This window comes from Thermanaeromonas sp. C210 (assembly GCF_013167955.1).
In the GTDB taxonomy this organism is placed as follows: Bacteria; Bacillota; DSM-521; order Neomoorellales; family Neomoorellaceae; genus UBA12545.
The window spans coordinates 271,319-285,414 of the sequence record NZ_BLWF01000003.1 but is presented as its reverse complement, the minus strand read 5'-3'; the positions used below and the strand labels follow the sequence as shown (position 1 = coordinate 285,414).

The 14,096-nt window shown below is 58.6% G+C and carries 13 protein-coding genes and 1 pseudogene; 8 read left to right on the top strand and 6 right to left on the bottom strand.

The window, feature by feature from the left end; genetic code table 11:
- The first annotated feature begins 14 nt into the window (after nt 1-14).
- From TAMC210_RS08830 to galU, 3 genes are read left to right on the top strand one after another with little or no spacing between them, the layout of a single operon-like run.
- Nucleotides 15-1,511, top strand: coding sequence for an alpha,alpha-trehalose-phosphate synthase (UDP-forming) (locus tag TAMC210_RS08830; protein ID WP_173298440.1), 1,497 nt, complete (start codon nt 15-17; stop codon nt 1,509-1,511).
- Nucleotides 1,504-2,259: a trehalose-phosphatase gene (gene otsB, locus TAMC210_RS08825; protein ID WP_254388631.1), complete on the top strand. Its 756-nt coding sequence runs from the start codon at nt 1,504-1,506 to the stop codon at nt 2,257-2,259. Before TAMC210_RS08830 ends, otsB begins: the two co-directional genes overlap by 8 nt.
- 13 nt (nt 2,260-2,272) lie before the next feature.
- Complete coding sequence (gene galU / locus TAMC210_RS08820; protein WP_173298438.1) at nt 2,273-3,178, top strand: UTP--glucose-1-phosphate uridylyltransferase GalU; 906 nt, start codon at nt 2,273-2,275, stop codon at nt 3,176-3,178.
- 10 nt (nt 3,179-3,188) lie between these two features.
- Here the strand turns inward: galU and TAMC210_RS08815 are convergent, their stop codons facing one another.
- Genes TAMC210_RS08815 through spoVAD form a run of 3 tightly spaced genes read right to left on the bottom strand, consistent with a single transcriptional unit; the run spans nt 3,189 to nt 6,205 of the window.
- Nucleotides 3,189-4,751 (bottom strand): spore germination protein, encoded by a 1,563-nt coding sequence (locus TAMC210_RS08815; RefSeq protein WP_173298437.1) that lies wholly within the window; start codon nt 4,749-4,751, stop codon nt 3,189-3,191.
- 31 nt (nt 4,752-4,782) lie between these two features.
- Nucleotides 4,783-5,139 (bottom strand): stage V sporulation protein AE, encoded by a 357-nt coding sequence (gene spoVAE, locus TAMC210_RS08810; RefSeq protein WP_217267334.1) that lies wholly within the window; start codon nt 5,137-5,139, stop codon nt 4,783-4,785.
- Between the two features lie 4 nt (nt 5,140-5,143).
- Nucleotides 5,144-6,205 (bottom strand): stage V sporulation protein AD, encoded by a 1,062-nt coding sequence (gene spoVAD / locus TAMC210_RS08805; RefSeq protein ID WP_173298716.1) that lies wholly within the window; start codon nt 6,203-6,205, stop codon nt 5,144-5,146.
- A 183-nt stretch (nt 6,206-6,388) separates the two neighbouring features.
- On the opposite strand from spoVAD, the gene TAMC210_RS08800 reads away from it, so the two are divergent.
- A complete protein-coding gene (locus tag TAMC210_RS08800; RefSeq protein ID WP_173298436.1) occupies nt 6,389-7,075 on the top strand; it encodes a manganese catalase family protein in 687 nt (228 codons plus the stop codon).
- A 191-nt stretch (nt 7,076-7,266) separates the two neighbouring features.
- Here the strand turns inward: TAMC210_RS08800 and TAMC210_RS08795 are convergent, their stop codons facing one another.
- The 3 genes and pseudogenes from TAMC210_RS08795 to TAMC210_RS08785 all read right to left on the bottom strand — a co-directional run bounded on the left by TAMC210_RS08795 (nt 7,267) and on the right by TAMC210_RS08785 (nt 10,503).
- Nucleotides 7,267-9,252, bottom strand: coding sequence for a DUF6449 domain-containing protein (locus TAMC210_RS08795; protein ID WP_173298435.1), 1,986 nt, complete (start codon nt 9,250-9,252; stop codon nt 7,267-7,269).
- Nucleotides 9,227-10,018, bottom strand: a pseudogene (locus tag TAMC210_RS08790) (ATP-binding cassette domain-containing protein); the annotation flags it as partial. The pseudogene TAMC210_RS08790 and the gene TAMC210_RS08795, both read right to left, overlap by 26 nt.
- A gap of 104 nt (nt 10,019-10,122) precedes the next feature.
- Nucleotides 10,123-10,503, bottom strand: a complete 381-nt coding sequence (locus TAMC210_RS08785; protein ID WP_173298433.1) for a GntR family transcriptional regulator — start codon at nt 10,501-10,503, stop codon at nt 10,123-10,125.
- A 271-nt stretch (nt 10,504-10,774) separates the two neighbouring features.
- Here TAMC210_RS08785 and TAMC210_RS08780 point away from each other — a divergent pair, with 271 nt between their 5' ends.
- The 4 genes from TAMC210_RS08780 to TAMC210_RS08765 all read left to right on the top strand — a co-directional run bounded on the left by TAMC210_RS08780 (nt 10,775) and on the right by TAMC210_RS08765 (nt 14,014).
- Nucleotides 10,775-11,176 carry a GntR family transcriptional regulator gene (locus tag TAMC210_RS08780; RefSeq protein ID WP_173298432.1) on the top strand — a complete coding sequence of 134 codons (402 nt, stop codon included), beginning with the start codon at nt 10,775-10,777 and terminating at the stop codon, nt 11,174-11,176.
- Nucleotides 11,151-11,837: an ABC transporter ATP-binding protein gene (locus TAMC210_RS08775; protein ID WP_254388630.1), complete on the top strand. Its 687-nt coding sequence runs from the start codon at nt 11,151-11,153 to the stop codon at nt 11,835-11,837. The genes TAMC210_RS08780 and TAMC210_RS08775 overlap by 26 nt, the downstream gene beginning before the upstream one ends.
- Nucleotides 11,837-12,595: a hypothetical protein gene (locus TAMC210_RS08770; protein WP_173298430.1), complete on the top strand. Its 759-nt coding sequence runs from the start codon at nt 11,837-11,839 to the stop codon at nt 12,593-12,595. Before TAMC210_RS08775 ends, TAMC210_RS08770 begins: the two co-directional genes overlap by 1 nt.
- Before the next feature lie 147 nt (nt 12,596-12,742).
- A complete protein-coding gene (locus TAMC210_RS08765; RefSeq protein ID WP_173298429.1) occupies nt 12,743-14,014 on the top strand; it encodes a stalk domain-containing protein in 1,272 nt (423 codons plus the stop codon).
- Nucleotides 14,015-14,096: the final 82 nt, after the last annotated feature.

The window sequence follows — 14,096 nt, the reverse complement described above, 5'->3', positions numbered from 1 at the left end:
GGGGAGCGGAGAAAATGGACAAGGAAGGCAAAATCGTTTTGGTTTCCAACCGCGGCTCGTACACTATAAAGGATACAGACGGTGGGCCCGAAGCCGTTCCGGCCATCAGCGGCCTGGTATCGGCCGTGGAGCCCGTTCTCATGGAAAGGGGCGGCGTATGGGTAGCGTGGGGTGGCCGGGAAGCCGCAGATGCTGGCGCTCCCGGCCTCAAGATGATGGTACCTCCCGGAGAACCGTCATATCTTTTTTCGGAAGTGCCTTTGACCGCCGAAGAGATCCGGCTCTATTATCACGGTTTCACCAACGGAGCCCTGTGGCCCCTGTGCCATTATTTCCTAGAGAAATGCCGTTATGATCCCCTGGAGTGGGCCGCCTACCGCCAGGTTAATAATAAATTTGCCCTGGCGGCCCTGGCCGAGGCCGGTGACGGCGATACTGTCTGGGTGAACGATTATCACCTGACCCTGGTACCCGCCATCCTGCGGCGCCACCGGCCGTACCTTAAACAGGTATTTTTCTGGCATATACCCTTTCCCCATTACGATCTTTTCGCAACTTTACCCTGGGCCCGGGCCCTGTTGCGGGGCCTGCTGGGCAGCGATATAATAGCCTTTCACCTTATGGACTACAGCCACAACTTTCTGCAAGCCGTTAACAAACTGCTCGATGCGCCCGTAGATTACAACTCCCTAACGGTCCGCTGGAATGGCAGGAAAATTATGGTGCCTGCCTGGCCCATGGGCATCGACTTCGAAGCTTTCCAAAAGTTGGCCCGGGACCCTAACATCCGGCAGCAGGCCGAAGACCTGCGGCGCCAGCTCAGCGTGGAGAAAATCGCCCTGGCCATCGAGCGTTTAGATTACACCAAGGGCATTTTAGAAAGACTCCTGGCCTTCGAGCGTTTCCTGGAAGAAGCGCCGGAATGGCGTGGCCGCCTCGCCCTGCTGCAAATAGCCGTGCCCAGCCGCACGGCGATCCCCGCCTATCAGCAGTTGCGGAGCCGGGTAGAAGAAGCGGTGGGCCGCATTAACGGCCGGTTTAGCTACGGCAGCTATCGGCCGGTGCATTATTTCTGGCGCGGGATTCCCAGGCGCGAGCTAGTAAGCTATTATTTGGCGGCCGACTTGATGCTGGTCACCCCCCTGCGGGACGGCTTAAATTTGGTGGCCAAGGAGTACGTTGCCAGCCGCGTAGACGGTACCGGCGTCCTCATTTTGAGCCGCTTTGCCGGCGCGGCACGGGAACTGAGGGAGGCTCTGATTGTGAATCCCTACGACGTCGAGGGAATGGTGGCCGCCTTAAAAACTGCCCTGGCCATGCCGCTGTCCCAGCAGAAGCAGCGGCTCTACCGCCTGCAGGAGCAAGTCCGGCGCCATGATGTACATTGGTGGATCTCTAGCTTCCAGAGGGCGCTCCTGGAGCGTGAGATTAAGGAAGATGAAGCCGTACGCCGACCCTTGCGCCTTAGCAGCTACAATAGAATCCCATCCACAAGTGCTGTTGATGCTTGACTATGACGGTACCCTGGTTCCCCTAGCCCCGCGACCGGAGCAGGCCAGGCCCGGTCAGGATCTCTTGCGGATCCTAGAAGGCTTGAGCGCAAGGCCCGGTCTTAAGCTGGCGGTTATCAGCGGCCGTCCCCTAGGGGACCTGTACCGCCTGCTCCCCTTAAGCCGGGCCTACCTGGCGGCCTCCCACGGTAGGTTCTTATCCCTTCCCGGTACACGGGATGGGGAGCCGCGTACTGTAATACGCCTGGGCCCGGCCGGCCCCGGCCGCGAAGTCTGGCAGTCGGTGCGGTCCCTGGCCAGGGCTGCGGCCGCTTCCGTAAAGGGAATGTGGGTTGAAGATAAGGAAGAAGGCATAGCGTTACACTACCGGGAGGCCGATGCCGCCCAGCTAGACGGTGCTCTTTCGGCCTTTAGCAGGGAAGTGGAGCCCTGGCTGGCCTCCGGAGACCTGGAGCTGCTGCGAGGTCACAAGGTCTTGGAGGTTAGAATACGAGGAGTCCATAAGGGCTTAGCGGTGGAATATCTCATGGGCCTTTACCCGCAGGCCCTTCCCGTTTACCTGGGCGACGATACCACCGACGAAGACGCCTTTCGCGCCTTAAAGGGCCGGGGACCGGCGGTGCTGGTGGGCCCGCCGCGGCCCTCCCGGGCTTCCCATCGGCTGCCCTCACCGGCAGCCGTAAAGGAGTTCCTAACTTTGTTGCGCGAAGCAGTCCGTCAACCCATATCCGTTCACCAATGCCAGTAAGGAGGTCGTTCCTATGTCTACCATACGCAAGGCTGTGATCCCGGCTGCCGGCTGGGGTACCCGCTTCCTGCCTGCCACGAAAGCCCAGCCCAAAGAAATGCTCCCCATCGTAGATAAGCCGGCCATCCAGTATATAGTAGAAGAAACCGTCCAATCGGGAATAAACAACCTCCTCATAATTACCGGCAAGCACAAGCGGGCCATCGAAGACCACTTCGACCAGTCCGTGGAGCTGGTCAACCTCCTTAAGGAAAAAAACAACCCCGATCTGGTGCAGCTGGTAGAGGAAGTGGCGTCTCTGGCCGATATCCACTATATCCGCCAGAAGGAACAGCTCGGCCTGGGACATGCCGTGTACTGCGCCCGCCAATTCGTAGGTGAAGAGCCCTTTGCGGTCTTGCTGGGCGATGACATCATCATCCACGAGGTTCCCTGCCTCCGGCAGATGATGGAGGCTTACGGGGAAGTGCGGGCAGCCATCGTGGCGGTTCAGGAGGTCCCGGCGGAGGAAACCGGCCGATACGGCATAATCCGCCCGGCGGACGGCTGCGGAAGCAGGCTCTTCCCCGTGAAGGGCCTGGTGGAAAAACCGCGGCCGGAAGAGGCACCGTCTAACCTTGCAGTTATAGGGCGCTATATTTTAGTGCCGGAGATATTCCCCATTTTGGCTGACATTAAACCCGGGGCCGGGGGCGAGATTCAGCTGACCGACGCCTTGCAGGTGCTGGCCCAGGAGGGCCGGGTTTATGCTTATCGCTTTGCCGGTCGGCGCTACGATGTAGGCGACAAGCTCGGCTTTCTCCAGGCCACGGTGGAATTTGCCTTGGAACGTCCGGACCTGGCCGGGCCCTTCCGCCAATACCTGTACCGGCTCCTTTCGGGGCTCGAGGCCGAAGCTGCCTCCGGAGGGGAGCTCTAACCCTTGCGCCCTACCCCTCTCCTTCTTCATTCCGCTCGGTCTTGGCTAAGCGTTCGCGCAAGGTCTCTTGACCTTGCTCTAACAAAGGTTTGTAAGCGGGAGCCGGTTGCCGGTCTTCATCCTGAGGTTGGAGGGCCGGCGGCCGCAGGTTCTGGAGCGGTACCGGCGAGCGCAGGAGGATGGATTTGAGGGAGCGCCAGTCCCAGGGAATCAGGGGCCACAAGTAAGGCACGCCGAAGGATTTAGTGGTCAGCAGCAGCAAGAAGGTGCCCATGGTTACCACTACGAGTCCGGGTAACCTCCATAAGCCCACGCCGATGATAGCCGCGATCCGCACCAGGGTATTGGCCATCCCCAGTTCGTAGCTGGGCGTGGCAAAAATTCCCACAGCAGCAATGGCCACGTAGAGGATAATCTCCGGATTGAAAAAACCTACGGCCACCGCCACCTCACCGATGAGGACAGCGGCAATCAAGCCCAGGGCCGTAGCCAGGGCCGTGGGTGTATGGATGGCCGCCATGCGCATGAGGTTAATGCCGCCCTCGGCCAGCAGGAACTGCCACATCAGGGGCATGCTCGCTATCCTGTTGGGCCCCAACCACTCTAAACCGGGAGGGATTAAGCTGCGGTCCAGGGCAAACAATAGCCATACGGGCGCCAAGAATACGGAAACCCCTACCCCCAGAAAACGGACCCAGCGCAAGAAGGCCCCTACCAGAGGCACCTGGCGATATTCTTCGGCGTGCTGCAGATGGTGAAAGAGGGTGACCGGTAAGATCATGACGCTGGGGGACGTGTCCACCATGATGAGCACATGCCCTTCCAGCAAATGGGTGGCGGCTACGTCGGGCCTCTCCGTGTAACGAACGCGGGGGAAGGGATTCCACCAGTTCCCCGGAGTGATGAGTTCTTCTACCGATTTTTCGGCCATGGGCAAGCCGTCTATTTTTATGGCCTTTATGCGCTTCTTTACCATGTCCACCAGGCGTGGATTGGCGATGTCTTTGATATACGCCACCGCAATGTCGGTCTTAGAACGGCTCCCGGCCTGGAGGTTTTCAATACGCAATCGGGGGTCGCGCAGCCGGCGGCGAAGGAGATTGGTGTTAAAGAGAAGGGTTTCTACAAAACCATCGCGAGAACCCCTAACTACCCTTTCTAAATCAGGCTCGTCGGGATTACGGGCAGGGTATTGGCGAGCCTCAATGAAGATTACTTGCTCAAAGCCGTCGACCACCACGGCTACCCCGCCGGCCAAAATCTTATCTACTACTTTATGGAGATCATCCAGGGCTTCTACTTCTATATAGTGGATGTACTGTTCAAATACCTTCTTAAAAGCGTCGACCGCCAGGTCCTCCCGGTCTAAGCCGGAGAGGGTGCGCAAAATAAAAAGCATGATTTCGTCCTTGACAAAGCCGTCAATGTAAAACAGGCTGGCCTGCCGGCTGGCAAACCTGATATCCCGCCGAATAATGTCAAAGCTCTCGTTAACTCCCAGCTCCTTGTTCAGCCATTCTACATTAACTTCCAGCTTGCGGCTTACCTTTACCCCTTCACCTGTAATAGTCATGGATTTGCCCCCAGTACAAATTCTTGGCTACTTAGCCGCGGGGATTAAATAGAACGGCCATGATATAGCCGAACAGGATTGCTGCCGTCAGCCCCACTGCTCCCGCCTGCAGACCGCCGGCAAAGGCTCCCATCAAACCCTTGGTCTGCACCGCTCCTAAGGCCCCCTGGGCCAAGAGATGGCCGAACCCGCTTAAGGGAATGGTCGCGCCGGCGCCGCCGATGTTCACTAACGGCTGGTACAGACCCAAGGCGCTCAGGATGGCTCCTCCCACCACAAATCCCACGAGAACATGCCCCGGCGTTACTTTGTAGGGGGTTAAATCCATAATCAGTTGGCCCACCACGCAGATGGCCCCGCCTACGATAAAGGCCATAACAACGCTCACCCTATCATCCCCTTTCAATAACTACCCCGTGCCCGATACTGGGGATGGACTCTCCCTGGTAGGTGGAGATGGGACTTAATAAGGCCCCGGTTCCTATGCCGAAGATGCGCTTGTAAGTCCCATCGTTTAACTTGCCCATGAGATGGCCGGCGAAGACCACGGCCGAACAGGCGCAACCGCTTCCTCCGGCATGGGTGCCCTGGCGTTCGGGATCGTAAATAAGAAGGCCGCAGTCCGTGTACTTATCACCCAGTTTATATCCTTTATGTTCCATTAACTTGATGGCCAGCTCATGCCCTACCCTGGCCAGATCACCGGTAATAATGAGGTCGTAATCGTCGGGAGTGCGGCCGGTATCCTGGAAATGCCGGACCATGGTGTCCACGGCAGCGGGTGCCATGGCCGAACCCATATCCTGGGCATCCTTCTGGCCGAGATCCACAACCCGGCCTATGGTGGCATGGGTTATGCGAGGACCGTTACCTGAAGGCGCCAGGAGAACGGCTCCTGCGCCGGTGACCGTCCATTGGGCCGTCGGGGGTTTCTGGACCCCCTGTTCGTTGGGAAAGCGGTATTGCCGTTCCGCCGTGTCGTAATGGCTGCTGCAGGCGGCCACCACATGGGTGGCAAAGCCGCCGTCGATTAACATGCTGGCCAGGGCCATCCCCTCATACATGGTGGAACACGCACCGTAGAGGCCCAGGAAAGGGATGCCCAAATTGCGGGCCGCATAGTTGGCCGAAATGGTCTGGTTCAACAGGTCGCCTGCCAGGAGAAAATCGATGTCCTGCCATTGCAGGTGGGCCTTGGCAATGACCATCTTGACGGCTTCTTCCAGCATCTTGCGTTCGGCCTTTTCCCAGCTGTCTTCGCCAAAATAGGTATCGTCAATGACCATATCGAAGGTGTCCCCCAGGGGACCCTCCCCTTCCTTAGGGCCCACTACCGAGGCGGTAGCCACTACTACCGGCGGGTTGGCAAATTGAATGGTATGTTTTCCCACCCTCTTGGTGGCCGAGCTCAACAGTCCGTCACCTCTATCCCTGCCAAAATAGGCCTTGGTCATATTATCCGCCAATACCAGCCGCCTTTATGCACGAATACGCATCACCCCGCGGTGGAACCGTCCGCCCCGGCATCCCGCCAAGGGCAGCGGAGGGGAGGGTCGAGCCTAGGTTGGTAAGCCACACGGAGTTACATACCGCAAAGCCGGTAATGAAATAATACACCTAAGAAGGGAGGAACACTTATGTTTAAGCACGATAAAAAGCTCCTCGAGATGATTCGCGTAGAGCGGCCTAACCCCAACTATGCCGCCCTCCTCCAGGAACAAATCGGGGGACCCCATGGCGAGCTTAAAGCAGGCCTGCAGTACCTGGCCCAGAGCTTTCGCATTCAGGACCCGGCCATAAGGGATATCTTCCTGGACATTGCTGCCGAGGAACTCAGCCACCTGGAAATGGTTTGCACGGCAGTCAACCTCTTAAACGGCCACGAGCCCCAGGCCATGAACGCTACCATCGGTAATGTTCAGGCCCATGTTACCACCGGCCTCAACCCCTTTTACAGCAACGCCTCGGGCCAGGTGTGGACCGCATCCTACATCGAGGCCACCGGAGACCTGCCGGCAGACCTTCTTTCCAACATCGCCGCCGAGCAGAGGGCCAAAGTAGTGTACGAATACCTCCACCGCCAAATCGCAGACCGTTACGTCCGGCAGATGATAGATTTCCTCCTCAACAGGGAAGAAGCCCATAATACCTTGTTCCGGGAGTGCTTCCAGAAGGTCCAGGGTACCGGCTCTACCAGGGACTGGGGAGTGGACAAGGACGCCCGCCTATTTTTCAACCTCTCCACACCCGGTAATTACGTAGGTTCATCCCTCCAGAACCCGCAACCGCCCTCCTTTACCGACCCCCAGGTCCCGCCCCAGTAAAGCAGGAGCCGCCGTAGACCATCTGGTCCAGGGAGGCTATAGATTAAGAACGTAAATAAAAACAGGGAAGCGAAATCGCCTCCCTGTTTTGTTCTTAAGCTGAAGCTCCACTCCAGGCCCGGCCGAACATCTGCATCTTCGTCCCGGCCCCCTGTAACAAAGGTGTTAGCCTCCCGGGTTCAGGACCGCTGCTACTCCAACTGCTTTATATATATCTTTAACTCTTCCGAGACCGGGCCGGTGGGGTCGATGAAACTCTCGTACTGGAAGGGTCCCCCGGCCGTTTTACCGTAAAAGGTGACCAAAATTTGCCTCGTGCCTCTAACAAACTCGGAGGAAGCCTCGATATTAAGGAGTTCCTCGATGAGCCGCCGGTTCCTGATTTCGACCCGCCGAGGCGCCGTACCTTCCCCGGCCTTGCCGGGTGGTGCCGGGGTCTCCAGGACAACATACTCCACTTCTTCCGGCAGCAGGATGATGCCCTCGTAATACCCCTTTTGCTTTAACCAGGTCATAACCGACCTGTACCCGTCGACGAGGGCGTAGCTCGCGGCTATCCCGTCCTCCTCCACCACGTCCATGATCACGTGGTGTCTCACCCCTGCCGTCATTTCTTCAAAGGTAGCTCCCAGGATATCCTGCTTCAACCTGGCCGTGAACTCCCGGATCTCTTCCCGATCGGACAGAACGACCGGACCCTTGGGCACCCGGTGATCGTCGATTACGACCATTTTTATGTCCTCCGGGTCTTGGTTCAACACTGGGAACCGGGCCTCCTTGTACTCCAGGGACTCGTAAATAGGTTTTAAGAAAGAAGCATACTCCCTTTCGTCCACCTCGTAGCGTCGGGCCAAATGAGTGCCGTCGGCCAGGGTGTAGATGATATACCGGGTTACTCCGGTCTTATTAGAGCGGTCTGCCGCCAGCTCATGGTGGAGGCGGACAATATGCGCGATATTGTTCCGGTCCTCAAAGAACATTTGGTCCCCGTACCTGGGGTCCCCCGGGTCGACGTCTTTGAGCTTCTCCACGTGAATCCATTGTCCTAAACTGCTGCCGAAATAAACTTTCCGGACCTCTTCCGGGTCGGGGACGCGCCGGACATAGCCGGTTACGTCGGAGGCCAGCCCCGCTACCAAAACGGCCACCACCACTCCGTAAACAAGGTAGCCGCGGTAGGCGGACCATACCTTTAAAGACTTCTGGAGCAGGGCTTCCGCTACGAAATAACCTACGAAGGAGCCGAGGAAGTATCCCCAGAGGATTACCGCCGGGCCGCTCCGGTACTCGGCGGCGAAGTAAGCTCCGGCGAGGAGCATGCAGCAGGCCGTGACTCCGTACTTGAAGACGGGCCGCAGGATGGGGAAGGCGACGACATCACCGGCCGCTTCTACCTGCCGTAATCTATAGATAAAGTAAGCGAGGCCAAAGGTGATGACGGTGGCCAAGAGATAGGCGGCCGCAACCCAGGCGGTAAAGTCCTCCCTCCCGGTGCCGGAGGCGAACATCATGAGAGGAAAATTGTAGGGCAGCTCGCCGGGGTAACTTAAGGGGGTATAGCCGTGGAGCCAGCGGCTCAAGTTCTCCACCATGAGGACGTGGAGCCCGTTGGGCAGCACCTGGAGAATGTAGGTAAGGACCAGGTGCGCCGCCGTATTTCCCGTAAACATGCCGACCAAAACGGTAAGGGCGAAAACCAGGGCATCAAAGAGGGCCGTCATACCCATCCAGCGGAAGATGTCCGCCAGGGAATAATACTCCTGCAAAGGAGTAGTTATATTGAGGAGGGCCAGCACCAGGCCGTTAATGATAACGGGCAGAAAAAGCAAGGCCAGCCCCGCCGCGCTGTGGCTTAGGAATAGGGTGAGCCTGGTGCAGGGCAGGCTGTGCATCCAGGCCGCCGCCCGTCCGCTGTGGAGATATCCGAAAACCAACACTCCCAGGACTACGGGAACTACACAGATGAGAAGTGCTTGAATCCCGGCTGAGCCCCCAAAAATGTCTAGGGACCTTTTTAGGATGTCCCGGGCCCATTCCTCCGCGGGAAGCTCCTGCATCATGTGGCTGAAGGGGAGTATTAAGAAAAGCAACAGGCCGTACAGGGCGCTGACCCACCAGAAGCGCTTAAGATCGCTTACTAACAGGCCTTTGTTAAATAAGGACCCTTTGAATATCATAGCCCCTCACCCCCAGCTCATAGATGAAAACCTCCTCCAGGGTCAGCGGCAGGACATCCAGGATAACCGGACCGGCCTGGCGGGCTTCGGCCAGGAGCTGCTCCCTATCTCCCTTGACTACCATGTGGAGGACGCTCCCGTTTTGCTCCCGGTGCAGGACCGTTCCAGACGTAAAAATTTCCTCCGGAGGTTGGCCGGTAAAGGCCAGCTGGAACTTATGGATGTCGCTTCTTAAATCGTCCAGGTTCCTTTCCAGAAGGAGGGAACCGTTGTGGAGGATGCCCACATGATCGCACACGTCCTCCAGTTCCCTCAGGTTGTGGGAGGACACCACTACCGTAGTCTCCCGCTCGGCCACATCCTGGAGGACCAGGCTCCAGACCTTCTTCCGCATGACGGGGTCCAGGCCGTCCACCGGCTCGTCCAGGACCATAACTTGGGGCATGGCGGAAATACCCAGCCAGAAGGCCACCTGTTTCTGCATCCCCCTGGAAAGGCGAGTGATGCGGCGCCCGGGATCGATGGCAAACACCTGTTTTAAGGTTTCATACCTTTTCCAGCTCCAGGTCGGATAGAAACCGGCGTAAAAGCGGGCCGCCTCTTCAATGCTGTAAGGGGAGAAAAAGTAAAGCTCGTCAGGGATATAAACAATAAAGCCCTTCACTTCCGGGTTCTCATAGACCGGCCGGCCGGCCACGGACACCGTCCCCGCATCCTGGCGGTATACGCCCACCAGGTGCTTGATAAGGGTGGTCTTGCCCGCACCGTTGGGGCCTAGGAGGCCGTAAACCGAACCCCTGGCCACTTCAAGGCTGACATCGGCAAGGGCCTCGTGGCTGCCGAACCTCTTGGTCAGATTCCGGACTTCAATCACCCACTCAAACCTCCCTTGTTATAGATGGCGCGGATGGTTTCGATCAGGTTTTCTAGCGGTTCCCGGAGATACATTAGCTCAGCGACGTTACGTTCCAACTCCCGCAGCAGTTCCTCCCGCCGGGGATTCGAGACGGTAGGGTCGCGCTGGGCGACAAAGCTCCCCTTAGAGCGGATGGAGTAAATATAGCCTTCCGCCTCCAGCTCTTTGTAGGCCCGCTGGATGGTGTTGGGGTTGACCGCCAGCATCTGGGCCAGTTCGCGCACCGAAGGTATCCGCTCGTCCGGCTGCAGGACGCCGGTGATGATAAGCTTCTTGACCTGGTCTTTAATCTGCTCGTGGAGGGGGCGACGGTCCCGGAAATCAAGTTGAAACATAGGCACCTCCTCTTTTGTATTAATTAGCTTAATACAGTTAATACAAGATTATAATACCCCGCCCGGAAGGACTTGTCAATAACCATATTTCCGCCCCTCTCCCCCTCTGCTTTTACCCTTAAGAGACCCCGCCATATGGGCTGCTTGAAAACCTGCGGCCCTGACCAGCGCCAGGCCTTAAGTAAAGGTGGACAAAACAGCAAAAACCTTGACAAGTATAATGCTATAGTGTACCATGTTACTAGTACACTAAGAAGGGTCGGTGAAACCGGTGGCCGACTTTGATGAAAGGCGGCCCATTTACCTGCAGATTGTGGAGCTGATCTGCCGGCGGGTGGCGCGAGGCGAGCTGCCTCCCGGCACCCGCCTCCCCTCCCTGCGGGACCTCTCCCAGGAGCTGGCAGTTAATCCCAACACTGTGCAGAGGGCCTATCAAGAGCTGGAACGGCTGGGGGTCGCGGCCACCAGGCGCGGCCAGGGGACCTTTGTCGCCGAAGTGCCGGATCTAGTACCACGCCTGCGTCGGGAGCTGGCCGCCAGGGCTGCCGACAAGTACCTCCAGGAGCTACAGTCCCTGGGGCTCTCCCCTGCCGAGGCCTTACGTCTTCTGGCCGAAAGAACCAAGGAAAGGGATGATGACCTTGCCCGTGGTGGAAGTACGGAACGTAAGTAAACGTTACGGTCCCACGGTAGCACTGCGCGGCGTGAGCCTGGAACTGGAGGCCGGCCGGGTGCTCGGAATCCTGGGACCGAACGGCAGCGGCAAATCCACTTTAATGCGCCTGATGGCGGGTTTAAGCCGGCCCAGTGCCGGCGAGATCCGTATCCTGGGGAAGCCGCCCGGCCCCTCTACCAGGGCAAGGGTGGCCTACGTACCGGAGGTGGATTGTCTCTACCCCTCCCTCCGGGTAGAAGAAATGGTCGATCTCCAGGCCCGTTTCTTCGCCGATTTCGACCGCACCCAAGCGGCGGAACTACTGGAATTTATGCACCTGCCACCGAGGGCTGCGTTGAGGAGCCTCTCCAAGGGACAGAGGGCCCGGCTTAAGCTGGTGCTGGCTCTGGCCCGGCGGGCGGACCTGATACTGCTGGATGAGCCTTTTTCGGGCATCGACCCACCTTCCCGGGAGCGCATCCTCCAGGGGATCCTCGCCACCCACCGTGGGGATAGGTGCCTAATCCTCAGCACCCACCTGGTGCGGGAGGCAGAAAAGCTGTTTGATCGGGTAGTTTTCTTGAGCGGAGGCGAAATCTTCTTGGCGGGCGAGGCCGAAGCCTTAAGGCAGGAACGGGGCATGTCTATAGATGAGATTTTCAGGGAGGAATACAACTGATGCGCAATCTGGGACTCCTTTACTGGAAAGAGATGCGGGAGAACCTGGTGGCGACCCTCATCGGGATGGCCGTGGTGGCTGCCGCCCTGGTGATAGGTACGGCCTTCCTGGACAGGCCGCCCTGGGGAGCGTTCTTGATCGTCATGCCCCTGTATGGGCTGCCCATCTGGTATCTGGCAACGGCTTTTGCCAGCATCCATCACGAGTGGAACCAGCACACCGCCTACTGGCTGCTGTCCCTGCCTGTCCGGGAAGAAACCATCTTGCTGGCCAAGGCTCTGGCCTTGGTCACCAGGGGGCTTTTAATCTCCCTCCCGGCGGTCACCGGCTGGGGTATACTGCTGGAGCGGGCGAGCGTCGGGGCCTTTTGGCCGCACTTTGCCCACACCTACCTGCTTTTGTACCTCCTGTCCCTCCTGGTAGCATTTATGTTAACGGGCCTGGTCTTCCTGGCCTCCCTCTCCGGCCTGGCGGTAATACCCCGCGCCGGGAGGCTGGCCGGCCAGCTTATGCAGGTAGCCGTAATGGTTGCCGGGGTATGGCTGGCCGTGCGCTTCACGGAGTGGCTGGCGGAGGTCCTGGATTTTCTTCCCGCCCTGCCCCTGCTGGGATCCGGCTCTTACGGCCTGGGTCCCCAGGGCTTTAGCCTGACCATCCAGCCTGCCCTGCCCGCGGGCGCGCTACTTGCCTTCGTCCTCCTGGCCGCCCTCTTCCTGTGGCTGGCCGCCCTGGTGATGCGCCTCTGGGTGGAGGTGTAAGTGTAAATCGAAGCTTCCGGCCAGCCCAGTGGAGGCTGAGAAAAAACATGGCAAGGCAGGAAGGAGTCCCATCCCGCGAAGTCGAAAATAGTGTTTCGATTCCCTGAGGTTCGCTAATATAAGCCCTTATACTGGCGGGGGGATACCGTGAAACGGCTGACAGTGGTACTCCTTATCCTGGCGCTCACCGCTTATTTTGCGCCTGGGGCCTTGGCCCATGAACAACAGAAAATCCCGGTGTTCGTGGACGGGCTGCCGGTTGCCTTCGATGTACCTCCGGTTATCCAGAACCAACGTGTTCTAGTCCCCTTCCGGGCCATCGGGGAAGCCTTGAACATAGAAGTATCCTGGGACTATCTTACCCGGACGGTGAGGGCCACCGACGGGGAGAACTCTGTGGTCCTCCCCATTGGCAGCAATACCGCCTACCGCAATGGCTCCCCTATATCCCTGGAAGTTCCGCCGCAGATCCTTAAGGGCCGGACTCTCATACCCCTCCGCTTCTTTGGGGAAGCCTTCGGCTGCCGGGTAGATTGGGATGGTGCCCTCAAGGAAGTCCGCATCGCCTCCCCTCCGGCGGCCATGACGGTTATCGGCTTCTACGCCCTGGGCGACAGCAGGACCAGCAGCTGGACCAACCTCTTCGGGATGCCGTACCCCCGGCACGCCCCCGGAAACACGGACATTGTAGACGAGCTGGCCCTGGGATGGTACAGCCTGGATAAGGACGGCAACCTCCTCACCAGAAGCAGGACCGGCTGGCAGCGGCCCGACGGCTGGGAAAGGGTACTGGAGGCCGCAGAAAAGTATAAACTCAAAACCGAAATGGTCGTTCACGTAACCGACGGGGACGGTACCCTCTCTTCCCTTCTGGCGGATGGTAAGGCAATGGAAAGGGCGATTAATGAGATAACGAGGGAGGGGGTGTTGTACCAGGGTGTTAACCTGGATTTCGAAGGCTTGGGCTATCAAGATACGGGTGCAGAGCTGCAGGCGGTGCGGGACGCCTTCACGGGGTTTGTAGCCAAGCTGGCAGGGAAATTAAAGGTCGCCGGCCTCAACTTAACCCTCACCCTCCACGCCCCCAACAGCGCCTACCGTGGATATGATTACCAGGCTTTAGGGGGACTGGCGGACCGGATCATCATTATGGCCTACGACTACGGCACGACGCCGGAGCCGGTAGACCTGGTGCGGGAAGCCGTGGAGATGGCGCGGGCCGCGGTGCCGGCGGAAAAGCTGGTGCTGGGTATCTCCGTTCCAGCCGAAACGGCGGCCAGCGTCCTCACTAAGATGGGTATGGCCAAACGCTACGGCCTTGACGGTATTGCCCTCTGGCGCCTGGGGCTGGTGCCCGGGGAGATATGGGAGGCGCTGCGTTCCACCATAGTGCCCGGAAATAGACCCGACCTTGGGTAACGGCCGGTGAATACGGCCGGCGCGATCCGTTACTCATACCAATAACCTCGGAGCGCTCAATTGTTGGCCTCCGGCGGAACTC